Here is a 23345-nt window from a genome sequence, read left to right on the forward strand (position 1 = left end):
CAGCTCGCGCAACTGACTCGCGGGTCCTTAGACCTGCATCACCGCGCGGCTGTGGCGCGCGATGACGTTCTCCTCGTCGGTTGCAACCACGCGCACTTCCACCTTGCTGTCGGGACGGCTTATGATCTCTGCATGGATGTCATTGGCCGCCTCGTCGAGCGCCATGCCGAGCCAAGTCAATTTATCGCAGATCGTCTTGCGGATGGACGATGAGCGTTCGCCGATGCCGGCGGTGAATACGAGACATTCGAGACCACCCATGGTGTTTGCGAGCGCGGCTGCTTCCCTCGCGGCACGGAAGGCGAAAAGCTCAATCGCCTCGTGGGCGCGAGGATAACTGCTTGCCTCCAGCGTGCGCATGTCGCCCGAAATGCCGGATACACCGAGCAGTCCGGATTTCTCATAGAGCATTGTCTGCAACTCGTCCGCTGCCATGCCTCTCTCCAGCAGGAGGTACAACAGCACGCCGGGGTCGATGGCGCCGCACCGAGTGCCCATGACAAGACCGTCCAGTGCCGAAAAGCCCATGGTGGTATCGACGCTTTTGCCCTCGCGCAGAGCGCAGAGGCTTGCCCCGTTTCCGAGATGAGCGACGATTGTCCGCTTCGCCGCGAGCGCGGGCGATATCTCGCTCAGCCGCCTGGCGATATATTCGTAGGAGAGGCCATGAAATCCGTAGCGCCGCAGTCCCTCCCGTTCATATTCTTGCGGAATGGCAAAGCGCCGCACCAGCGGATCGATCGTCTGGTGAAACGCGGTGTCGAAACATCCGACCTGTGGCAGATCCGGCTGCAATGCAGCTATCGCGCGAACCGGCGCGATACTGCGAGGCTGGTGCAAAGGCGCGAGTGCGGTCAGCCTGTCCAATGCCTCGATGGTGGCGGGCGTCAGACGGACAGGTTTGCTGAACTCCTTTCCGCCATGCACGATACGGTGGCCGGCGCAGATCAGCTTTCTTCCACCAAGTTCCCCCTGCACCAAACTCAGTATTTCGCCTATGCCCGCCTCGTGCGGATCGTCCGCGGTGAACTGCCTGTCGCACTGCACTGTTCCATCGGCCGCCTTTGCGGTGAGTCTGGGCGCGTCGCCCAAATCCAGAGTGCCGCGCGAAACGAGCTGCTGGCCGTCTGGCGAGGCAAGATCGTATAAGGCGAACTTGACACTGGACGAGCCGGCATTCAGTGCCAGGATCGATTGGCTCATCGACCAGCCTTTCCCCCGCTTGCAGCCGGCCAACTCCATTTCTGGATCTCGGGCATGTCTTCGCCGTACTCGCGGACATAGGCCTTGTGCCTTGCCAGCCTGCCGTCAAGGTCCGCGGCGAGGCTTTCCGCCCGTTCGGCCAAGCCCGGCACGCGTGCGATCGCGGCAAGTGCGAGGTGGTAGCGATCGAGTTCGTTGAGCACCACCATGTCGAACGGCGTCGTCGTGGTGCCCTCCTCGCGAAAGCCGTGCACATGCATGTTGTCATGGTTGGCACGACGGTAGGTCAGGCGATGGATGAGATAGGGATAGCCATGATAGGCGAAGATGACCGGCCTTGTCTTCGTGAACAGCGCATCGAAAGCCTGGTCGGTGAGGCCGTGAGGATGTTCGGTGTTCGACTGCAACGTCATCAGGTCGACGACATTGACGACGCGGATTTTCAGATCGGGAATTGCGGAGCGAAGAAGGTCCGTCGCAGCCAGCGTTTCCAGCGTCGGAACATCGCCGGCACAGGCCAGCACCACATCCGGCTCCTCGCCTTTCGAAACAGTGCCGGCCCATTCCCAGATGCCTGCGCCGGCCTTGCAGTGCGCTTCAGCGTCTTCGATGGACAGCCATTGCGGCGCCCGCTGCTTGCCGGCGGTGATGACATTGATGCGGTTGTAGGTTCTCAGGCAATGGTCGGTAATCCACAGCAGCGTGTTGGCATCCGGCGGGAAATAGAGCCTGACCGTGTCAGCCTTCTTGTTGGCGACAAAGTCGGCAAAGCCCGGGTCCTGATGGCTGAAGCCATTGTGATCCTGCCGCCATACATGAGAGGTAAGCAGGTAATTGAGCGAGGCGATCGGCTTGCGCCAGGCAAGCTCGCCAGAAGTTTTCAACCATTTGGCATGCTGGTTGACCATGGAATCGACGATGTGAATGAACGCCTCATAGCATGAGAACAGACCGTGTCGGCCGGTGAGCAGATAACCTTCCAGCCATCCCTGGCAGAGATGCTCGCTCAGCACTTCCATGACGCGGCCGTCGCGGGAAAGATGGACGTCGTAAGGTTCGATGCGCTCCATCCATATCCGATCCGTGGCCTCGAACACTGCGTCAAGGCGATTGGAAGACGTCTCGTCCGGTCCTACCAGCCGGAAATTCCGTGCTTTGGCGTTAAGTCGAAAGACCTCGCGAAGATAGCCACCGCAAGTCCGTGTCGCTTCGGCAACGACGCCGCCGGGCCGAGGCACTTCGAGTCCCAGGCTTTTCCAGTCCGGTAGCACAAGGTCGCGCTTCAACAGCCCGCCATTGGCATGTGGAGTTGCGCCCATGCGCCTTGTTCCAGCTGGGGCAAGGGCCGCGAGTTCCGGCAGCAGATGTCCATCCTTATCGAACAGTTGTTCCGGTTCGTAGCTTCGCATCCAGGTTTCGAGGATCTTGCGGTGCTCGTCATTGCCGCGGGCGTTCGATACCGGCACTTGGTGCGAGCGCCAGAAACCCTCGACTTTTTCGCCATCGACCTCTTTCGGCCCAGTCCAGCCCTTGGGGCTGCGCAGGACGATCATCGGCCATCGTGGGCGTTCACCATGCCATCCTGAACGTCGGGCTTGCCCTTGAATGGAATGGATCCGATCGAGCACCGTGTCGAGCGTCCCGGCCATCGCCTGATGCATGGCAACCGGCTCATGGCCTCCGACAAAGAACGGTTCGTAGCCGTAGCCGGTGAAGAGGTCGCGCAGCTCCTCGTCGTCCATGCGGCCGAGGATCGTCGGGTTGGCGATCTTGTAGCCGTTGAGGTGCAGGATCGGCAGGACGGCGCCGTCCGACGCCGGGTTCAGGAACTTGTTTGAATGCCACGCCGCGGCGAGTGGACCGGTCTCGGCTTCGCCATCGCCGACGATGCAGGCGACTGTCAGATCCGGATTGTCGAATGCGGCGCCGAAAGCATGGACCAGCGCATATCCGAGCTCTCCACCCTCATGAATGGAGCCGGGTGTTTCTGGCGCCACGTGACTTGGCACTCCACCTGGAAAGGAAAACTGCCGGAACAGTTTTCTCAGGCCGTCTTCGCCTTGACCAATATCGGGGTAGATCTCGCTATAGGTGCCCTCGAGCCAGGTGTTGGCGACCATTGCCGGACCGCCATGTCCTGGGCCGCAGATAAACAGCACATCGAGATCACGCTCGCGGATAATCCGGTTGAGATGCAGATAGACGAAATTGAGCCCCGGCGTCGTGCCCCAATGGCCAAGCAGCCGCGGCTTCACATGCTCGGCCTTCAAGGGTTGGCGCAGCAGCGGATTGTCGAGCAGATAGATCTGGCCAACCGAGATGTAATTCGCGGCGCGCCAGTAGCGGTTCATGAGGTCGATCCGTTCGAGGCTGATCACCTGCGTCGTCGCGGCGGTCTTGTTGTCCATCACCCAGTCTCCAGCTCGGTTCGCTGGATTTAACTGGAGCGGCTTGGCGCCCGAGCAAGGCCAAATTGGCAGCAAGCAGAAACGATTGAACAATTGGAAACGACTGAAATTGCCCAGCGGCCGTCGTGCGTACGGAACCATCGCCCGGCACACGGGTTGTCTTTGACGTTTCGAACTAATCCAGGGAACGACTATGCGAATGTTGATGATAGTTGCCGCGCTTTCCGGAGCGGCCGTCACGCAGTCCCTCTACGGGCAAGCCATCAACCCGCAGGTTCCCCGGATAACGCCTGTTCCTCAGATGACACCCTTGGAGCCCCAGCCGGACCAGATACCGCAGCCCGGGCAAGGGGCTGCTGACCAGAATTTCACTAATATTGCCGTTGTCGCCGTCGAGGATCTGCCTGCGGAAATCAAAGCGCAGGCGGAAGCAGTGATCACACAGACCAGTGCGGGAGATCTGCTGCGGCTGCAGAACTCCATCGATGCATCGCCCCAGGCAACAACGGCGCTGAGGGCGAACGGGCTCAACTCTTCACAGGTCGTGGCCGCCAACATCGATGGCGATGGCACGCTGACCCTGATCATCCAGACCACAACTTGATCGGCACCCGGAACGATGCGGTCGCGCCGTGAAGCAATGAAACGCAGATATCGCCGAGAGCCGCCATGGCCGAAGCCGCTGTTCGCAACTTCACCATCAATTTCGGACCGCAGCATCCGTCGGCCCACGGGGTTCTGCGGTTGGTGCTGGAACTGGATGGCGAGATCGTCGACCGTGCCGATCCACATATCGGCCTGCTCCATCGCGGCACTGAAAAGCTCATAGAGTACAAGAACTATCTGCAGGCCCTGCCTTATTTCGACCGGTTGGATTACGTCGCGCCGATGAATCAGGAGCATGCCTTCTGCCTCGCCGCCGAGAAATTGCTCCAAATATCGGTGCCAAGGCGTGGCCAACTTATCCGCGTTCTGTTTTGCGAAATCGGCCGGCTTCTGTCGCATCTCCTCAACGTCACGACCCAGGCCATGGACATAGGCGCCCTGACGCCGCCGCTCTGGGGTTTCGCGGAGCGTGAGAAGTTGATGGTCTTCTACGAGCGCGCCTCCGGCGCTCGTATGCATGCGAATTATTTCAGGATTGGAGGCGTGCACCAGGACCTGCCTGCCGCGCTTCTTGACGACATCCGGGATTTTTGCGACCCGTTCCTCAAGGTCTGCGACAATCTTGACGGCCTGCTCACCAACAGTCGTATTTTCAAGCAACGCAATGTCGATGTTGGCGCGATTGGCCTCGATGACGCCTGGGCCTGGGGCTTCTCCGGCGTAATGGTACGCGGATCCGGGGCGCCATGGGACCTGCGCAAGGCACAGCCATACGAATGCTATCCCGAGATGGATTTCGATATTCCCGTCGGCAAGAACGGAGACTGTTACGATCGTTACCTGGTTCGCATGGAGGAAATGCGCCAGTCTGTCCGGATCATGAAGCAATGCCTGGAAAAGCTGCGCGCACCTGAAGGCCAAGGGCCTGTGGCGATTCCGAACCAGAAGATCACACCGCCACCGCGCGCCAAGATGAAACGATCGATGGAAGCGACCATCCACCATTTCAAACTTTATACCGAAGGCCATCGCGTGCCGGCCGGAGAAGTCTACGCCGCCGTCGAAGCGCCGAAAGGGGAATTTGGCGTCTATCTGGTTTCGAACGGAAGCAATGTTCCCTACCGATGCAAGATACGTGCGCCGTCCTTTGCCCACCTGCAGGCGATGGATTTCCTATCCAGGGGTCACATGATCGCCGATGTCGCCGCAATCATCGGATCCCTTGACATCGTCTTCGGCGAAATTGATCGCTGACCAATGCGCGGATCCGATCGATTGCCAATCTCCGATTTCGGCCGGCGGAATTTTTTCGTAGGCCGAAAACGTGAATGCTCCCGCATTTCCTCCCGCTACAACTTTGTACCGGGCGCTCCCGACCCTACCATCGATGGCTTCATCGCACGCTTCGGATCCCTTATTCCTCGTCATCCGGCTCCAGCAGGCCGATCAAGGCGGCCACGCGGGTCCCGGGCAGCGGCCGTCCTTCGCTCATCAACGCCTCGTCTTCATTGAGCCACGCCCAGGCTTCGCGAAGCTCCTCGGCGGAGGCGCCGGTTGCAATGATTTCCGCGACGGTAGCCTCCTCGATTGGTCCGAGCACTGAAGTCACGTCGTCCTTTGTCAAAGCCGTGCGCATGTATGATTCCCTCCGGGGTGATCCAGGGATCAACGCCCGCGAACCATCTGCCGTTCCGAGGGAACAAATTTTAACGAACAGCTCTTGACGGAAAAAAGGCGAATTACCAAATCGATTTCGCCGACGCCCAACGGGTCGGCAAGTCAAGGGGCGCCGCTTCCTTGGCGCTCCTCCTATGTTGCTCAATGGAGGATATAGCTATGAGAACCGCTTTCGACTTTTCTCCCCTGTTCCGATCGAGCATCGGCTTCGACCGGATGTTGAACGCTCTGGATGCCGCCAGCCGCATCGAAACGATCGACAACTGGCCTCCCTATGACATCGCCAAGAACGGCGAGGACGACTACCGCATTACGATGGCGGTGGCTGGCTTCTCGCAGGAAGAACTGACCCTCACCCAGGAGCAGAACATGCTCGTGGTGTCTGGTCAGAAGACTGGCGACGATAAAGGCGACGACAACAGCCAGTACCTGCATCGCGGCATCGCCGGGCGTGCGTTCCAGCGTCGCTTCGAACTGGCCGACCACGTCAAGGTCGTCGGCGCTGCCCTGGTCAATGGTCTGCTGACGATCGATCTCAAGCGCGAGATTCCTGAAGAGATGAAGCCGCGCAGAATCGAGATCGCAGCCGACACGACGCTGCCCAAGGGCGCGACGAAGCAGATCGAGGCCGAGAAGAAGGCCGCCTGAGATCTCCGCACGGTGCCGGGCATCGCCCGGCACCGCCGAGATGATTTTGTCACCGAACGACCGAAAGGAGAAAATCATGAGTGTCCGTGATCTGATTCCTTGGGGCCGCGGCAATGGCGACCAGGCCCCCAGCCTTTTGCGCGACGGTGAGCGCGATCCGTTCCTGTCGCTGCATCGGGAAGTGAACAGGCTGTTCGACGATGTTTTCCGCGGCTTCGGCACAGGCCTGCCGTCTGTTGGCAGGACCGTGTTTGGCCGAAATTGGCCGAGCGTCGAGATCTCCGACAGTGAGAAACAGATAAAGGTCACCGCCGAGGTGCCCGGGCTGGAGGAGAAGGATATCGAGGTACTGCTCGAAGATGGTGTGCTGACGCTCAAGGGCGAGAAGCAATCCGAAACCGAGGACAAGGACAGGCAGTTCTCGGAACGCTACTACGGCCGCTTCGAGCGCCGCATCCCGCTCGGCTATGAAATCCGCGGAGACCAGGTCGAAGCCCGTTTCAAGAACGGCGTGCTGACCGTGGCCTTGCCCAAGACGGAGAAGGCGCAATCGCAGGTCAAGCGCATCGAAATCAAGAGCTGATTGGACAAAGGAGCTGACAAGCTGGTTCAGGTCGAACTCGAATGGCGCGCTGGTTGAACTCGCCGGGCCGGACCGCCGGCCATCCTTACGATCGCCGGCAGCATCTTTTGCGGCGAGGAGCTTCAGCGGCGCGCCGCCTCCCCCGTAGTAGCGCTTCTGGCCGCTGCAAGTCTCTGGTTCGCCAGTAATCATCCACTGTCGACCGCCTGAGGTGGCGAGGGTCCGGGATTCTTGCCGGGCCCGCCGCTTGTGAAGTGAACAAGACCGCTGAGGGGGTTAGGGGCCTGATGAGACGCCGTTGATCAGCTCTTCGCCACCACCCTGATTGATCCAGTGCGGCCAAGAACGTCAACGACCACCTGAGAGCCGGTACGACGGAGCGCCACGTCCACCGATCCGGCACCCAGCGAAAGCCGCCTCAGGACGATTTGATCCAGGAATCTCGGCAAGACAGGAGCGTCAAAAACGACAAACTGCGATTTCGGATCGAATTCGAGGCCGAGGCAAGCTTGCACGAAAAGCAAGGGCGCAGCGGCCGCCCATGCCTGGGGATTGCAAGCGACCGGATAGAAGGTCGGTGCTTGGGCACTTTGGCGAGGGAAGCCGCAGAATAGTTCTGGCAAGCGGCGCAGATCGAGATATGTCGAGGCGGCGAACAGACCTTCGAATATCTTTGCAGCTTCATGTCGGAAGCCATAGCGAGCGAAGCCGGCGGCGATCAGCGCGTTGTCATGCGGCCAGACAGAGCCATTATGATAGCTCATTGGATTGTAGCGGGCCTCTGTCGCAGCGATGGTTCTGATACCCCAGCCTGTAAAAAAGGCGCGCTCCGTGAGACTCTGCACCACAGACTTTGCTCGCTCGGCACGTGCGAGACCGGTGAAAAGTGTATGGCCGGCATTTGACGAACGCACCCTGCAGGGGCGCTTGTCCCCGTCGAGCGCAAGCACATATGTGCCGAGTTGCTCGTCGAAAAAGCAGACGTCGAAGCGATCGCGCAGGTCCGATGCCTTGGCTTCGAGCTTGTTGGCTCGCGCCGAATTGCCGAGCCGACGAGAGATCGCGGCCGCCGCGCACCATGCTCCGTAGACGTATGCCTGCACCTCGGCGAGTGCGATCGATCCCTTCGCAAGTGTTCCGTCCGCGTGAAAAACAGAATCGCTGCTGTCCTTCCAACCCTGGTTTGCCAAACCATCAGGCGTCAACCGCTGGTACTCAACGAAGCCGTCTTTGTCGCGGTCACCGTAATCGTCGATCCAAGCGAGAGCAGCTTCGATATTGGGCATCAGACGCTGCAATGTGTCGAGATCGCTTGTCCTCTCCAAATAGGCACCTGCCAACATGATGAAGAGGGGCGTCGAGTCGACGCTGCCATAGTATCGACGGAACGGCACCTCCCGAAGCACCGCCATTTCGCCATGCCGCAACTCGTGAAGGATTTTGCCAGGTTCCGCATCCGACACATGATCTAGCTCGGTTGCCTGATTGGCTGCGAGATAGAGGAGCACGCCGCGTGCTATCGAGGGGTCCAGCCAAAGCATCTCCATGGCAGTGATGAGAGCGTCACGCCCGAACACGGTGCTGAACCATGGAATGCCAGCATAGGGATAGGGTCCCTCAGGTGTTTGTGTGATCAGCATGTAGAGGTCCGACACACTTCGGTGCACCGCCTCATCAAAGATTTCGTTGGAGGTCGTTATGACGGCGGCCTTCGATGTGGAATGACGCAGTGCCCGCCGCGCATCGCGAAGCGCAATAAAAAAGGTGCGGCGAGGCGACTCGTCGCCAATTTCCTTCTTGTCACAGCCGACATCCAGGAAAAGCGAATGTGTCTCGTGAGGTGCGAGTTCTATCACAAACGTGGCCTGTTCACCGGTGAGCGTCGCCGGCACGGGATCGAAGGACAAAATGGTAGCGCGCCGCACGCCATCCAAGCCCACGTAAGCAAGCGCGACCCGGTTACCGGCCACGTCCGGTTGACAATCCTCTCCGCGCTGGGGCCGCGGCGTGCCCCGGACTTCGAACAGGTCCGCGAAATCGGATGCGAAAACCAGCTCAAGCTGGAGACGATGCCGAACTTCATCGAAATTGCGCACAGCCAGCCGCTCGAAGCATCGGGCGCCCCACAATAATCGTGACCGGCGGAGATGAATTAAGTCGTGCTTCAGCACGCGAACGCCTTCAGCATCGAAAATGTCTGGATTGGTTAGATCGCAAGTCAAGGTCGCATTGTCGTCGCGCAATGTCGAACTGAGCAGCATAGGCCTGGCGCCATTGATTGTCAGACCAAGATGCGAGAGATAGCGTGTGTCGCGATAATAAATCCCATCCGGGCTACCAGGTCCCGAGAGGACGTCGCCGTTACGGTCGAAGACGCCGAAAATGTCGTCATGCTTGAGTGTTCGGGGCCGGCGCTCCTGCAGTGAGGGGACGAAAAGCTGGGCAAGATGCGTAACGCCAGATCCCCCGGGAAAAGGTGCATGGGAGATCGCTTCAGCACTCACGGATTGCATCGCTGAGACCTCTAACTTCAGCTGACACTTGAGCGCCCCTGGCGCGAGCCATCGCAGCGCCTGATGATAGCGCGACAAGGCGATCATAAATCGACACGTAGTCGAATGCCATACGCTCGGCCGAGAACCGTTCTTCGAAAACAGCCCGGATCCGTCGCCGATCCAAATTGCCGGCCGATCTTATCGCCTCAATTCCCTCGTCGACAGTTCTTACGACAAACCCCGACACCCCATGGTCAATCACCTCGGATACCGCGCCTCGATCGAACGCGATTACGGGGGTTCCGCACGCCATGGCTTCGATCATCACCAACCCAAAGGGCTCGGGCCAGTTTATAGGAAAAAGCAGTGCCCGGGCGTTGCCAAGGAAATCAGCCTTGTGGTGTTCATCTATTTCGCCGAGGAATTCCACATTGGGATGTGTGGCGATCATGGGCGAGATTACGTTCTCCCAAAATAACCTGTCCTGCTTGTCGATTTTGGCCGCGATCTTCAATGTCATGCCAGCACGCCTGGCGATCTCGATCGCTGTCTCTGGACCTTTTTCCGGAGAAATACGGCCGAGAAACGCCAAATAATCGCCCGATGGATGCATCGTCATCGGCAGTAGATCGCGCGGTATTCCATTATAGACTGTTCCGGCCCAGTTGACGGGCGGCATCGGGCGACGTTGTTCTTGCGATATCGATACCAGCGGCACGTCGGGAAAGCTTTGATAGAACGGATACAGGTCAGGAAGATCAAGACGTCCATGCAGGGTCGTGAGCGCAGGAGTTTGGAGGGTATTGAGCAGAGGGAACTGCAACAGATCAGTGTGAAAATGAATAACATCAAACTCGTCGGCAACCCGCCGAACGCGATCGAGCATTACAATGTGATGAGGAATGGGATCCAGAACGGTCGGATCAAGCCTCAAGGCCCGGTCGCAGCATTTTACCAGCCGCGCCGAGGTGTGCGAATCCCCACTTGCGAAAAGCGTGACCTCATGACCGCGACGGACAAGCTCCTCGGCAAGATACGACACGATCCGCTCGGTACCACCATAGAGTTTTGGGGGAACACTTTCTGTTAAGGGTGCGACTTGGGCAACCCTCATCGGTCCAGTCCATTTGTATCGTTCACCCAATTCGGTGCACCCACTTCCGGCTTTTCCGAACCGAACACCGCAGAATCCAGATTGTTCCGGCGCTGAGCGCGCCTGCCTTGCCGGCGGCCAGATGCTCGCGGATCGGCAGAAGCGGTTATGCGGAACGTCAAAACCTCGTCTCCAGGCGCGCTATTTTCTGGAGCAATGAAACAATTGACCTGAGCCGTAGTTCTTATGTCCAGCAATGACGATGGGTCGGCAGCGGGAGCACTGGCGGAGCTTCCCACGCGGATGTGCGGTTCTGACCAGGAGGATCAATCATGTTCGTGAATTCGACGAACGGTCATGAGCTTCAGTCCAAAATGCGCGGTTTCCGCCTCGACCGATTTCGAGGCAATCCCAAGCTGGCCGCGAGAGGCCCGCCTGGAGCTTTTGTCGATCCTACTGGAACTCGCTCCAGGCCCATACGTTCCGAGTCGATCCAAGGACGACGCGAACGCTCAAAAATCACCACGACTGAGGTGAACGTCATGGCATTTTCGATTGAAAGTCCGGCCTTCCGGGACGGCGACAGGATTCCGGATGAATATGTGCGTGACGGGGAGAACCTGTCGCCCCCGCTGACCTGGAAGGAAGCGCCTCAGGGCACTCGAAGCTTCGTCTTGATCGTGGAGGACCCCGACGCTCCCTCCGGGATCTTCCGCCATTGGGGCATCTACGACATCCCTGCGGAACGCGACCGCTTGCCGGAGGGTACGACGGCCGGCGCCAAGACTGAAAGCCTTGGCTATGGCGTCAATGATTTTGGCAACCCGCGCTACGATGGACCGCAGCCACCCAAGGGCCACGGTGTCCATCACTATCATTTTCGCCTCGCGGCCCTCGATGTCGAAACGCTGCATTGTGGCGAGAAAGCCAAGGTCGCCGACATATTGGATCGGGCAAAGCCACATGTGATCGCACAGGCCGAACTTGTCGGCACCTACGAGAGGGCGTGATGCATCGCGTTCCGAGCAGACGCCTGCCACCATCATGCTGTGGGCGGACCTGATCGGTGACCTTCTGCCGGACGGCGTGCTCAACATCGTCAACGGCTTCGGCCTGGAGGCCGGCAAGCCACTCGCTTCGTCGAACCGCATCGCCAAGATCGCCTTCACCGGCGAAACCACGACCGGCCGGCTGATCTCGCAATATGCCAGCCAGAACCTCATCCCGGTGACGCTGGAACTCGGCGGCAAGTCGCCCAACATCTTCTTCCAGGATGTCACCGCTGAAGACGACGACTTCTTCGACAAGGCTATCGAGGGCTTTGTTATGTTCGCACTCAACCAGGGCGAGGTCTGCACCTGCCCCAGCCGAGCCCTGGTGCATGAGAAGATCTACGACAAGTTCATGGAAAAGGCGCTGAAGCGCGTCGAGGCGATCGTCCAGGGCGATCCGCTCGACCCGGTCACTATGATCGGCGCGCAGGCGTCGAGCGAGCAACTGGAGAAGATCCTGTCCTACTTCGACATCGGCAAGAAGGAGGGCGCCGAACTGCTGATCGGCGGCGAGCAGAACCATCTGCCGGGCGATCTTGCTGGCGGCTATTACGTCAAGCCCACGGTGTTCAAAGGCCACAACAAGATGCGCGTCTTCCAGGAGGAGATTTTTGGGCCAGTGGTGTCGGTCACCACCTTCAAGGACGACGACGAGGCCTTGGCGATTGCCAACGACACACTCTACGGCCTAGGCGCTGGTATCTGGAGCCGTGATGCGAACCGCTGCTACCGGTTCGGCCGCGCCATACGCGCCGGTCGCGTATGGACCAACTGCTACCATGCCTATCCGGCACATGCGGCGTTCGGCGGCTACAAGCAATCGGGCATCGGCCGCGAGAACCACAAGATGATGCTCGACCATTACCAGCAGACCAAGAACATGCTGGTCAGCTATAGCCCGAAGAAGCTCGGTTTCTTTTGAGCGTCGTCGGATAGAAAGCCAAGGGTGCAGCCGTTATGGCCGCGCCCTTATCGGCTCGGGAACTCTGGAGGGAAAGCAGGATGCTTGAAAAGATCTCGCTCGGGAAAGTCTCGGCCACACCTGGAGCCGAACCTTCCTGGCGGAAATCATCGCCGACCACGGCCCGGTGCTGTTCCATCAGTCGGGCGGGTGCTGCGATGGATCATCGCCGATGTGTTACTCGCAAGGCGATTTCATCGTCGGCGACCATGACGTGATGCTGGGGTAGATCGGCGACACCCCGGTCTATATCAGCGTCTCGCAATGAAGTGTGGAAGCACACCGATCTCATCATCGACGTGGTACCTGGTCGCGGCGGAATGTTCTCGCTCGACAACGGAAGAGAGAGGCGGTTCCTAACGCGGTCGACAATCTGCGCGGCTCAGGCGAGGGCTTAATGAACTGCCGTGGCGTTGCGCGCCGGGAAATGCCTGCGGCGACGGCGGACGCATGTCGCTCGACGGGCGGGCAAGGCTCATAAGGTTCCTCTTTGTCTCAGCGCAACGAGCATCGATGAAACAAGGCGCAAGATGTCCGCTTCCAAATGCGGACAAGCGGCATGAAACCCACATTCAGCGACGATGCGACGATGGACAGACTCATGCACGGCTCGCCAGCAGCTATTCGCGTCGTTCTTCAGCATGGCATGCTTTGCGTAGGCTGCCCTATCGCGCCGTTCCACACCATTTCAGACGCGGCACGGGAGCACAATCTGGACGAGGAACTGCTCAGTCGCGATCTGCGGACCGCAATCGAAAGTAGCGACTGACGTTAGCTCTTCTGTTCGCGGCCTTCCGCGATCAGAAGCAACCGGTGAGGCTCGACTACAGTCACCTTCTGCCGCTCGCTTTTGACCAATCCCTGGTCTTCCCAGGCCGAGAGCAAGCGGCTCACCGTGTGAAGCGTCGTCCCCGTCATTTCGGCGATGTCCTGACGCGAGATCGGGAAGTCGATCACGATGCCTTCCTCCGTCTTTTTGCCGGTCTGCTTGACCAGCTTAAGCAGTGCATGGGCAACGCGCTGGTCCACTTGTTCGGTGGACATCTCGATGACGCGCGTGTGGGCGTCCTGCAGCCTGCTGCCCACGGCCTTGTAGGTGTTGGCACTGAAACTGGGAAAGTCGGCAGCGAATGTCGGCCACAGCTGGCTTGGCCAGGCAAGAGCGACGCAATCGGCGGCGGCGATCGCATTTGCCGGATAGGTGGTGCGGCCCAGTGCGTGGGCAATGCCCATCAACTCGCCTGGACTTATGTATCGCACGGTTACCTCATGGCCGTCCGGTGTCGATTTCACCACGCGCACATGCCCGTCGAGCAGCAGGAAAAACGAATGGGCTTCCTGCTCCTGTTCGAAAACCGACTGGTCCCTGGCAATCCTCAACGACGTGGCCTGGCCGACGATGCGGTCGAGCTCGGCAGCCGATAGCCCCTCAAAGACAGACAACCCGGCGATCAGTGTGCGATCAAGGCTACCCAACGATGCCCCCCAATTTGACCATGACCACAAAGCGTCCACGCCAGCCTGACCGGAGAGTGTCACGGACAACTGATGGGCGGCAAGGGGGCGATGCTGCTCGACGTCTGGGCGACGCTGTGGTCGCCACCTTCTTCGACTATGTGACTTGTTCGGCGGAATGTCTTTCAGCCGCTTGAAGAGCAGAGACGGCAGCAATCAACTCTGACGGAAACGGCTCCAGTTGCTCCTCCATGCACATTTCACCCAGAAATTTGCGCCAACGCAAATCGCCAGATTGTCCAGTGACGTAGAACAGGCGCGACGGTTGATGCCGTGATGAACCCAAGAAAGGACTTCCCAATGAAATTGCCTCTTGTTGCCGCTGCCGTCGCTCTTCTCGCCCTCGCCGGCGCCGCAAGCGCCGAGGAGCATGTGGTGCAAATGCTCAACAAAGGTGAGAAAGGTGCGATGGTGTTCCAGCCGGCCTTTGTGCGTGCAGTACCGGGGGACACGGTCAAGTTCGTGCCGACCGACAAAACCCACAACGCTGAAATCATCAAAGGCATGCTGCCGGAAGGCGCTGACGCCTTCAAGGGGAAGCCGAGTGAGGAAATCACCGTGACCCTCACCAAGGAGGGTGTCTACGGCGTGAGATGCGCGCCGCACTATGGCATGGGCATGGTGGCGCTCATCGCCGTAGGCAAGCCCGTCAATCTGGAAGCCGCGGAAGCCGTCAAGCAGGCCGGCAAAGCCAAGACAGTGTTCGCGGATCTGTTCGCGGAAGCGGCAAAGGCCGCCTCCAACTGACCTGCTCTCGTCCAAAAGACACCCTCCGGTTCACGATCTCCGGAGGGAACGGCCGAACGGACCAGCGGAGGGGTCCAGTTCGGCCGATTTCGTTTTGGCGAAGACTTCGCCTCGGTTTTATGACAACTACCTCCTGTTTCCTCCACCAGGTAGATGAATCGAACTGGATTTGCGCTAGCGCAAAGACGTTCGCGGCGGGAAGCCTAATATCTGGCTAAATTGGCGCAGGCAAAGGAGATGGATATGCTTACGAGACGTGAAGCACTGCTGGGTTCGGTTTTTACCGCCGCCGCCGTCGCAACGATTACAGCCATGCCCGCTACGGCAAGCGCAAAGGAAGTGGCCGGATTGCCGCGTGAAAAGGTTGCATTGGTCGCGCCTCCTTTCGTTCACGCTCACGATCAGGTCGCGAAAGTCGGTCCGAAAATCGTCGAATTCACCATGACTATCGAAGAGAAGCCGATCGTCATCGACGCGGACGGCACGCAACTCAATGCGATGACCTACAATGGCTCCATTCCCGGCCCGCTGATGGTCGTGCATCAAGGCGACTATCTCGAACTCACACTCATAAATCCCGACACCAACACACTCGCCCACAACATCGACTTCCACGCGGCCACCGGCGCACTTGGCGGCGGCGGCCTGACACTGATCAATCCGGGTGAGCAGGTCACACTGCGCTTCAAGGCAACCCGCGCCGGAACGTTCGTCTACCACTGCGCCCCCGGCGGCGCGATGATCCCATGGCACGTCGTGTCGGGCATGAGCGGTGCGGTAATGGTGCTGCCGCGCGACGGCCTCAGGGACGACAAAGGCAAGCCCGTCCGCTACGATCACATCTACTATATCGGCGAGAACGACTTCTACATTCCTCGCGACGAGCAGGGAAAGTTCAAGAAGTTTGAAACCGCCGGCGACAACTACGACGACACCGTCAAGGTCATGCGCGGCCTGATCCCGACACATGTCGTCTTCAACGGCAGGCGGGGATCGCTGACGGGCGAGCATGCCATGAAGGCCAAGGTTGGCGAGACCGTCCTGATCGTCCATTCCCAGGCGAACCGCGACACCCGCCCCCACCTGATCGGCGGCCATGGCGACCTTGTCTGGGAGCAGGGCAAATTCGACAATCCGCCAGCCAAGGATCTTGAAACCTGGTTTATTCGCGGTGGCTCGGCGGGTTCGTCGCTGTACACCTTCCGGCAGCCCGGCATCTACGCCTATGTGAACCACAATCTAATCGAGGCCGTGGAACTGGGAGCGACCGCGCACTTCACGGTCGACGGACATTGGGACGACGACCTGATGACGCAGATCGAGGCACCACGCTCCATCGCGTCGTAGCGAGGATCTGATCCTGAAGCCAAGGCGGCCTTGCGGCAATTCCGCAAGACCGCCCATGTCGGGCGAAAGCCGATGCCAATCAACCCAATCATAGCCCTCGCAGCGTTCGCTTCTGCCGCGCTGGTTGCCATAGGAGCGACCACGGCGGCTGATTGGCTTTCGCCGCCTGGCGGCCGACTTGTCGCGAGCCCGGAACTGGTGCGCCTTGCCCCGGCGTCGTTCAGTCATCCCCAACCAGGTGAATTCCTGCAGGACGGACGTCCGGTGGCGGCGCCTGTCATGTTGGTCAGGTTGGGGGAACCGCTGGAAATCATGAAATATCAAGTGAGTGCATCGGAATACGGTCGCTGCGTGGCGGCCGATGTCTGCCAGCCCGCTGAAACCCTTGGCGGCGGCAACTTTCCCGTGACCGGCGTGAGCCACATGGACGCGCAAGCCTATGCGAACTGGCTATCAACCCAGAGGGGCGAAGCGTGGCGGCTACCGACCGATGCGGAGTGGGCCTTTGCCGCCGGCGAAAAATTCCGGAGCGACGTAGAGGCCGGCATCAGCGACCCCGCCAACCCGGCTCTGCGGTGGCTCGCCCAATATCGCAACGAGGCTTCGCTCGAGCGCAAATCCGATCCTGCCCCGAGATTTCAGGGGGCCTTCGGTGTGAACGCAAAAGGGGTGGCTGACGTCGCCGGCAATGTCTGGGAATGGACATCGACCTGCTATGTCCACGCGTCGGTGACCAGCGACGGCACAAGGACTGCAGGTTCGGTGGAAAATTGCGGGGTGCATGTCGTTGAAGGATTCCACCGCACCTATATGTCGAACTTCATCCGGGACGGGAAGAGCGGCGGCTGCGCCGTCGGAACGCCGCCCGACAATCTGGGTTTCCGGCTTGTCCGCGAACGGCTCACCCTTGTCCAGGCAGGCCTTCGGCGTCTCGGGCTTTCCTGATTTTGGCGAAGACAACAAAGTATTTGTGGAATGACAATGAAATCAGCCTTGACCGTGCGTCCGCTTGCAGAGCAGCCTCTGAACGATCCTGACGTCAATCGGGCGTTGATCGGGAGACTCGTTCGCGAATTCTATGCCAGGCTCCGGAAGAACGAGCGCCTTGGACCGATCTTCGCGCGCGCGATCACCGGCGACTGGGAGCCGCATCTCGAGAAAATGACCGACTTCTGGTGTTCCGTCATTCTCAAGACCGGCGACTATCACGGACGGCCGGTGCCCGCTCATGTGAAACTCAAGGATGTCACCGAAGCGGATTTCGATATCTGGCTGGACATGTTTGGCAAAACCGCCGCCGAGCTCTTTGCGCCGGAAACAGCAGCGGTGTTTATCGATCGAGCCGAACGGATAGCGACAAGCCTCAAGCTGGCGATGTTCTTTCGCATCGATCCGCCACGACAGACTGCTGCGGGTTGAGGGCCACTTTCTCTGCCGGATGCATCATCACGTCCACCAAGGCTGCAACTGCCGTTTGGTCAATGCGCCTACGGCAATTCAAGTCGCAGCGGTTTTCCGTCTGGAATGGCGTATAAACAAAGACTTAGAGCAGGTTGGCCATTGTGCGAGACTATGAACCGCCCCTAACCGGATTTGACCAGTTGAATCGAAGCCTCAAATCCATCCTTCATGCCTGAGGCCGGCGACCTCAAGATCAGTGTTCCGCCGACCTGCTGGACGATGTTGCTGACGATGGCGAGACCCAGGCCCGATCCGTCTGCCGGAGAAGCACGTCGCGCGAAACGCTGCGTCAAGCCGCCGAGTTCCGCCGCCGGAATTACCGGGCATTCATTGATGACGCGCAAGCTGGCATCCTTGCCGATGGAGATCTTTACCGGCTTGCCCGATGCGCCATGTCGTACCGCGTTTTCGACCAGATTGCGGATGACGATCGCGAGCGCATCCTGGTCGATTTCGACCATTGGTGCATCCTCGCTGGGTCTAACAAGGTCGATCTCGCCCTGACCCCCAGCGCTCCGACCGAACTCTTCGACGACAAGGGCAGCGACCGAGCCAAGGTCGACCGGCTGTGATGCCGCCGCAACGCCGGCATCTGCCCTTGCCAGTTGCATCAGCTTTTCCGAAAGCCGGGCAAGATTGGCGAGTGACGCCCTGATCTGACGGGCGCGGTTGCCGACGTTGAGGTCAGGTGCTTCGGCGAGCAGGCGCTCTGCTTGCGCCAGGGCACCGGCTATAGGTGTGCGTAATTCGTGCGCCGCATTGGCTGTGAATTCCCTTTCTGCCGACAGAGCCATTCCAAGCCGCCGCATCAGGCTGTTCACGGACTTGGCGATGGCGGCCAGTTCCAGTGGAAGGTCTTCGGTGCGGATCGATGCCAGATTGTCGCCGTGGCGGTTAGCGATCTCGCTGCGCAACGTCAGAACGGGACGCAGGGAACGCTCCAGGATCAGCCAACAGACGATCGCCGCCAGTGGCGTGAGCAGGACCAGGGGCAGCAGGAAGCCGAATGCGGCTTCCAGTGTCTCCTCGTCTCGACGGCTTTCAAGCTCGGCAATCTGGATGAAAATCGTCCCGCTCACCGCCGCTTCGGTATAGATACGCCATCCCTTGTTCTCGGTGAAACCGGGAACTGGGATCAGCGAAAGCGGCGATGATGGCGCGTGATTTGAATGCAGCAGCACCAAGCCCTGCTTGTCGCGAACCTGGACGACCAGCCGGTCGCCGTCCTCGTCATTGTCGGCTTCCGCAAAAACCCGCGGCGCAGCCTGGGCATCCTTCCCGATGAGATCGTCTACCACTACCGGCAGCAGTCTTCTGGCTGCCTCTCTCATGGCGACGTCCATGGCTTCGTTGATTTCGCGATGCAGGGTGATGCCGCCGGCGATGGCCGCCACAAGGCCGTAAACCACCATCACCGCGCTGATAGCGACGACCAGCCGGCGCACCAGACTTGTACGACCGTTCATTGGGCCATCCCACGGTAGCCGACGCCGCGCACGGTGCGGATGGTGTCGCTGCCAATCTTGCGGCGCAAACGACTTATGTACACCTCCACCGCATTGCTTTCGATCTCCGCGCCGAACGCATAGAGCGCGTCTTCGATCTGAGCCTTGCTCACAATGGCGCCCGGTCGCTGCAGAAACTGTTCCAGCACCGCCCACTCGCGGCCGGTAAGCGAGGTGGAGTTGCCGTCGACGGTGATGTCGCGTCGTGCCAAGTCGATCTCGACCTTGCCAAAGCGGACAATTGGATTGGGTTTGCCGGTATAACGGCGAGCCACCGCTTGCAGCCGTGCCGACAGCTCTTCGAGATCGAATGGCTTGACGAGGTAATCGTCGGCGCCGCTGTTCAGACCCTCGATGCGATCCGAGAGTTGGTCCCGCGCCGTGAGGATGATCACCGGCGTATCGGTTCCATCGCGTCGCAGGGCCTTCAAGAAATCCTGCCCCCTCCCATCAGGGAGTTGGAGATCGAGCAGAATGAGCTGATATGAAATGACAGCCAGGCAGGTGCGGGCCTCGTCAAGCGTCTTCGACCAATCGACCGCATGGCTGGCGGCGGCGACGTGGTCGCGAACCGCTTCGCCAAGAATCCGATCGTCTTCGATTAAAAGAACCCGCACCTCTTCTCCATCCCTGTCCTGTCCGTATCGGACGCGGTGCTCGTTGCACCGAAAACCTTACACCAACCTGAACGCCCCCGAGGCCCGGATCTCGAATTGCGCTTCGCATTCAGGTTGCTGTCAGCTTGCACCGTGATGTTGGCCGCATCGGAATTGGCCGATGGAGACTTGAAGATGAAGACGATGATTTTCGCCACCCTGCTGCTCAGCGCAGCCGGAACCGCAACCGCCTTTGCCGGCAACAAGTGCGATGTACCTGCCGACCAGTGGCAGTCGGCAGAGGCGCTGCAGAGCAAACTCGAGGCCCAGGGCTGGACGGTGCGCAACATCAAGTCGGAAAGCGGCTGTTACGAAGCCTATGCGGTCGACGGCAAAGGCAAGCGGGTCGAGACCATGTTCGATCCCAAGACGTTGGCTCCGGTCGGCAGCGACGCCGACGGCGACGAAGGCTGATCGACATGAACGCCACCGTTTCCTCCCGCCGGAACATGGTCAAGGTCTGGAGTCCTTATGTTCGCCTGTTTCACTGGGCGCTGGTGTTGAGCGTGACGGTGGCGTGGCTGTCGTCGGGGCTGATCGTGAAGGTTCATGAACTCGCCGGCTACAGTGCGATCGCGCTGGTCGCCTCGCGGCTTCTGGCCGGCATCGTCGGCTCCAGGTACACCCGATTTGCCCAATTCGTGCGTAGCCCAAGCGCCGTGACGTCCTATCTCTGCGACATCGCGGCGCATCGCGAAAAACGATATCTCGGACATAACCCGGCGGGCGCCGCCATGGTGCTGGCGCTGCTTGTCACGATCTGCGGCATAGCCCTGACCGGCTGGCTGCAGACCACTGACGCTTTTTGGGGCGTCGGCTGGTTGCAGACACTCCATCAGTTGCTTGGCAACACGGTCCTCCTTATGGTTGGACTGCACCTTGCCGGGGTGCTTCTTGCCAGCCTGCGTCATCACGAGAACCTCGTTCGCTCGATGGTTACGGGTAAGAAGCGGGCGCCCGAACCAGGCGACGCGACTTGAACAAACCGGCGGATCGCGTCGCCCTAACAGCGTCATGGCGTGAGCCTCCTGAATTCAGGAGCCCGCCGATCTTCCATCCGATGGATCCCGTCGAAATAATCCGTGAAAAGCCGAGCGAGTTGCCCGAATTCGATCTTCGGAATGGGTGGGCACGCCGAACGCTCAGACCGCGACGGAGTGCCTGGCCGTTCCGGCTTGGAGATACTTGTCAAATTTGGCCGCAATTGTCCTGACGAGAGGACGGCACTCTATCGGCACGACAAAATGATCGCCCTTGAGTTCAAGCAGCCTCGAGCCGGCATTGCCAAGCCGACTGGCCTGAAGAAGCAATCCCTGCCCAACATCGCCGAAGCACTCGACAAGTTCGATAGCCGGGAAGGAAAAATCGCACATCAGTCGCTCGATTATCCAGGCCCTCGCCTGGTCATCGAGGCTGAGTCGCACGCCGTGTGCCGTCGCCAATCGCCGGCCATCGACTACCTTCTCATATTCGCCAGTGGCCACGATGTTCTGTGCGTAACCCTGCTTGTATCGGCTGATCGAGGAAGGTCCGAACCCGATCAAGGTTTCACATTGATCCTCGGTATAGCCTTGGAAATTGCGGCGCAATTTGCCCGTCGCTGCCGCTATTGCCAGCGAATCGCCGGGCTTGGCGAAATGATCGAGCCCGACGGCTTGGTAGCCGGCCGTTTCAATCATCTCCGCGGCAAGTTGTGATTGTCCGAGGCGTTGGGCCGGATCCGGCAACCAGACCTCATCGATCATCGTCTGATGCTTTTTGAACCACGGCACATGCGCGTAGCCGAAAAGCGCCACTCTGTCGGGCGCCAGTGTCAACGCCTGTTCAACTGTCGTGGCGATGCTTTGCAGCGTCTGATGTGGCAGACCATAGAGCAGATCGAGGTTGACGGATTTCGTGCCGCGCGAGCGCACGCCGTCCACCACCTGCTTGGTCTGTAGAAAACTCTGCTCGCGATTGATCGCCTTCTGCACCCTGGGATCGAAATCCTGCACACCGAGGCTCGCCCTCGTCATGCCAATTTGCGCCAGCGCATCCAGGCGTGCCTCGTCCATGTCATTGGGCTCTATCTCGACACTGACGGTCGCATCGGCAAGAAACTCGAACTCGGCTCGCAGGCGTCTTCCAAGAGCCACAAGGTCATCGGGTGTCAGCATGGTCGGTGAGCCGCCGCCGAAATGGACCGCGCGCACCCTGCCTTTGCCGCTGAGGAGCTCCGCGACCGTCTCGATTTCGCTGTGCAGGGAGCGAAGGAAACTCGCCACAGGCGCGTAGTGGCGCGTCTGCTTGGTATGGCAGGCACAGAACCAGCATAGCTTGTCGCAATAAGGGATGTGCAAATAGAGCGATATTTCGTCGCCGGCGCCGATTGTCTGCAGCCAGCCGCGAACGACCATGTCGTCGATCCCCGCATGGAAATGCGGCGCGGTCGGGTAGCTGGTGTAACGCGGCACGTTCTCGCCCAAACTGGCGGTCAGGTCCGGTCTCAACTCGCAGGTCTCTGGCTTTTGCATGGCCTCCAATTAGGTCTCATCTGGCTGCCGGAGCTTTGATTTTGATCAAGGTGCCGGGAAAAAACTGACGCAACCATGGTCGAAAAAGCGATGCTGTCTGGCGGCATCCGATGACAGGTGATGCGATGGCCGTGCGACGTGACGTTCACAACTCCGACATTCCGGTGCTCTGCCAATCTTGCGAAGCACGGCATCGCGGCGTCTGTGGTGCGCTCGATCCGGATCAGTTGGTCGACCTGGCGAGAAACTCTTCCAAGCACAGCGTTCAGCCCGGAACCGAACTGGTTGGCGACGCCGAGGCGATCGACAGCTTTTCGAACGTGCTTTCGGGCGTGGTGAAGCTGACCAAGACTCTTTCGGACGGGCGCCAGCAGATCGTCGGCCTTCAGTTCGCGCCCGATTTTCTGGGGCGTCCATTCAAGCTCGAAAGTTCGATCAACGCCGAGGCCGCGACGGATGTTTCCCTGTGTTCTTTTCCAAAGACGGCAATCGAGCGAATGATGAAAGTGTCGCCTGAGCTGGAACACCGCCTGCTCAAACAGACACTCAAGGAACTCGACCAGGCCCGTGACTGGATGGTGACGCTCGGGCGCAAGACGGCTTCGGAAAAAGTGGCAAGCTTCCTGCTCATGATTGCAACGAACATTGATCCGACCAATGCCCAAGACACCGGATCGGCGACATTCGACCTACCGTTGACGCGGTCCGATATCGCCGACTTTCTCGGCCTGACAATAGAGACGGTCAGCCGTCAGCTGACCAGGCTGCGCGCTGACGAAGTGATCCGTATCGAGAACAACCGTCACGTTTTCGTGGAGAACATGAACCGCCTGGAACAACGTTCCGGCGCCTGATGCAAGTCGCTCAAAAGTGGC

General features: G+C 59.6%; 22 protein-coding genes and 2 pseudogenes. 15 read left to right on the plus strand and 9 right to left on the minus strand.

Annotated elements, in window-relative coordinates; translation table 11 throughout:
- Positions 1-27: 27 nt before the first annotated feature.
- A complete protein-coding gene (locus FJ941_RS23535; protein WP_140509323.1) occupies positions 28-1203 on the minus strand; it encodes an acetate/propionate family kinase in 1176 nt (391 codons plus the stop codon).
- Positions 1200-3611, minus strand: a complete 2412-nt coding sequence (locus FJ941_RS23540) for a phosphoketolase family protein (protein ID WP_140509324.1) — start codon at positions 3609-3611, stop codon at positions 1200-1202. The genes FJ941_RS23535 and FJ941_RS23540 overlap by 4 nt, the downstream gene beginning before the upstream one ends.
- A gap of 199 nt (positions 3612-3810) precedes the next feature.
- Here FJ941_RS23540 and FJ941_RS23545 point away from each other — a divergent pair, with 199 nt between their 5' ends.
- Together FJ941_RS23545 and FJ941_RS23550 are read left to right on the plus strand one after the other, a co-directional pair.
- On the plus strand, positions 3811-4215 hold the full coding sequence (locus FJ941_RS23545) for a hypothetical protein (RefSeq protein ID WP_246673957.1): 405 nt from the start codon (positions 3811-3813) through the stop codon (positions 4213-4215).
- Positions 4216-4280: 65 nt separating this feature from the next.
- Complete coding sequence (locus FJ941_RS23550) at positions 4281-5471, plus strand: NADH-quinone oxidoreductase subunit D (protein WP_140509328.1); 1191 nt, start codon at positions 4281-4283, stop codon at positions 5469-5471.
- Between the two features lie 160 nt (positions 5472-5631).
- Here FJ941_RS23550 and FJ941_RS23555 read toward each other — a convergent pair whose 3' ends face one another.
- The gene (locus FJ941_RS23555; RefSeq protein ID WP_027145652.1) at positions 5632-5853 is read right to left on the minus strand and encodes a hypothetical protein; all 222 of its coding nucleotides are present in this window, start codon (positions 5851-5853) and stop codon (positions 5632-5634) included.
- Between the two features lie 200 nt (positions 5854-6053).
- On the opposite strand from FJ941_RS23555, the gene FJ941_RS23560 reads away from it, so the two are divergent.
- Both FJ941_RS23560 and FJ941_RS23565 read left to right on the plus strand, forming a co-directional pair.
- Complete coding sequence (locus tag FJ941_RS23560) at positions 6054-6542, plus strand: Hsp20 family protein (protein ID WP_140509329.1); 489 nt, start codon at positions 6054-6056, stop codon at positions 6540-6542.
- A gap of 76 nt (positions 6543-6618) precedes the next feature.
- Positions 6619-7125 (plus strand): Hsp20/alpha crystallin family protein, encoded by a 507-nt coding sequence (locus FJ941_RS23565; protein ID WP_140509331.1) that lies wholly within the window; start codon positions 6619-6621, stop codon positions 7123-7125.
- 302 nt (positions 7126-7427) lie between these two features.
- Here FJ941_RS23565 and FJ941_RS23570 read toward each other — a convergent pair whose 3' ends face one another.
- Positions 7428-9638 (minus strand): amylo-alpha-1,6-glucosidase, encoded by a 2211-nt coding sequence (locus tag FJ941_RS23570; protein WP_140509333.1) that lies wholly within the window; start codon positions 9636-9638, stop codon positions 7428-7430.
- Positions 9619-10734, minus strand: coding sequence for a glycosyltransferase family 4 protein (locus tag FJ941_RS23575; protein WP_140509335.1), 1116 nt, complete (start codon positions 10732-10734; stop codon positions 9619-9621). The genes FJ941_RS23570 and FJ941_RS23575 overlap by 20 nt, the downstream gene beginning before the upstream one ends.
- 311 nt (positions 10735-11045) lie before the next feature.
- On the opposite strand from FJ941_RS23575, the gene FJ941_RS23580 reads away from it, so the two are divergent.
- The 4 genes and pseudogenes from FJ941_RS23580 (at position 11046) to FJ941_RS23595 (ending at position 13495) form a co-directional block, all read left to right on the plus strand.
- A complete protein-coding gene (locus FJ941_RS23580) occupies positions 11046-11723 on the plus strand; it encodes a YbhB/YbcL family Raf kinase inhibitor-like protein (protein ID WP_348640756.1) in 678 nt (225 codons plus the stop codon).
- A gap of 10 nt (positions 11724-11733) precedes the next feature.
- Positions 11734-12687 (plus strand): annotated as a pseudogene (adh, locus tag FJ941_RS23585) (aldehyde dehydrogenase); the annotation flags it as partial.
- An 80-nt stretch (positions 12688-12767) separates the two neighbouring features.
- Positions 12768-13124 (plus strand): annotated as a pseudogene (locus FJ941_RS23590) (DUF779 domain-containing protein).
- A 161-nt stretch (positions 13125-13285) separates the two neighbouring features.
- Positions 13286-13495, plus strand: a complete 210-nt coding sequence (locus FJ941_RS23595) for a DUF1858 domain-containing protein (RefSeq protein WP_140509336.1) — start codon at positions 13286-13288, stop codon at positions 13493-13495.
- 2 nt (positions 13496-13497) lie between these two features.
- Here FJ941_RS23595 and FJ941_RS23600 read toward each other — a convergent pair whose 3' ends face one another.
- On the minus strand, positions 13498-14202 hold the full coding sequence (locus tag FJ941_RS23600) for a Crp/Fnr family transcriptional regulator (RefSeq protein WP_140509338.1): 705 nt from the start codon (positions 14200-14202) through the stop codon (positions 13498-13500).
- A gap of 339 nt (positions 14203-14541) precedes the next feature.
- Here FJ941_RS23600 and FJ941_RS23605 point away from each other — a divergent pair, with 339 nt between their 5' ends.
- The 4 genes from FJ941_RS23605 to FJ941_RS23620 all read left to right on the plus strand — a co-directional run bounded on the left by FJ941_RS23605 (position 14542) and on the right by FJ941_RS23620 (position 17754).
- Positions 14542-14988 carry a pseudoazurin gene (locus tag FJ941_RS23605; protein WP_140509394.1) on the plus strand — a complete coding sequence of 149 codons (447 nt, stop codon included), beginning with the start codon at positions 14542-14544 and terminating at the stop codon, positions 14986-14988.
- A 243-nt stretch (positions 14989-15231) separates the two neighbouring features.
- Entirely contained in the window at positions 15232-16335 is a 1104-nt protein-coding gene (gene nirK / locus FJ941_RS23610) for a copper-containing nitrite reductase (RefSeq protein WP_140509340.1), read from the plus strand.
- 198 nt (positions 16336-16533) lie between these two features.
- The gene (locus FJ941_RS23615) at positions 16534-17280 is read left to right on the plus strand and encodes an SUMF1/EgtB/PvdO family nonheme iron enzyme (protein ID WP_246673959.1); all 747 of its coding nucleotides are present in this window, start codon (positions 16534-16536) and stop codon (positions 17278-17280) included.
- 30 nt (positions 17281-17310) lie between these two features.
- Entirely contained in the window at positions 17311-17754 is a 444-nt protein-coding gene (locus FJ941_RS23620) for a group III truncated hemoglobin (RefSeq protein WP_140509344.1), read from the plus strand.
- Between the two features lie 164 nt (positions 17755-17918).
- Here FJ941_RS23620 and FJ941_RS23625 read toward each other — a convergent pair whose 3' ends face one another.
- Positions 17919-19262, minus strand: coding sequence for an ATP-binding protein (locus tag FJ941_RS23625; protein WP_140509346.1), 1344 nt, complete (start codon positions 19260-19262; stop codon positions 17919-17921).
- Complete coding sequence (locus FJ941_RS23630) at positions 19259-19918, minus strand: response regulator transcription factor (protein ID WP_140509347.1); 660 nt, start codon at positions 19916-19918, stop codon at positions 19259-19261. The genes FJ941_RS23625 and FJ941_RS23630 overlap by 4 nt, the downstream gene beginning before the upstream one ends.
- Before the next feature lie 174 nt (positions 19919-20092).
- Between FJ941_RS23630 and FJ941_RS23635 the strand changes: the two genes are divergently transcribed.
- Both FJ941_RS23635 and FJ941_RS23640 read left to right on the plus strand, forming a co-directional pair.
- A complete protein-coding gene (locus FJ941_RS23635; protein ID WP_140509349.1) occupies positions 20093-20371 on the plus strand; it encodes a PepSY domain-containing protein in 279 nt (92 codons plus the stop codon).
- A gap of 5 nt (positions 20372-20376) precedes the next feature.
- Complete coding sequence (locus tag FJ941_RS23640; RefSeq protein WP_140509350.1) at positions 20377-20937, plus strand: cytochrome b/b6 domain-containing protein; 561 nt, start codon at positions 20377-20379, stop codon at positions 20935-20937.
- A 162-nt stretch (positions 20938-21099) separates the two neighbouring features.
- Here FJ941_RS23640 and hemN read toward each other — a convergent pair whose 3' ends face one another.
- The gene (gene hemN, locus FJ941_RS23645; RefSeq protein WP_140509396.1) at positions 21100-22446 is read right to left on the minus strand and encodes an oxygen-independent coproporphyrinogen III oxidase; all 1347 of its coding nucleotides are present in this window, start codon (positions 22444-22446) and stop codon (positions 21100-21102) included.
- Positions 22447-22595: 149 nt separating this feature from the next.
- On the opposite strand from hemN, the gene FJ941_RS23650 reads away from it, so the two are divergent.
- The gene (locus FJ941_RS23650; protein ID WP_140509398.1) at positions 22596-23324 is read left to right on the plus strand and encodes a Crp/Fnr family transcriptional regulator; all 729 of its coding nucleotides are present in this window, start codon (positions 22596-22598) and stop codon (positions 23322-23324) included.
- Positions 23325-23345 lie beyond the last annotated feature (21 nt).

This window comes from Mesorhizobium sp. B2-3-13 (assembly GCF_006442195.1).
GTDB classification, from domain to species: Bacteria; Pseudomonadota; Alphaproteobacteria; order Rhizobiales; family Rhizobiaceae; genus Mesorhizobium; species Mesorhizobium salmacidum.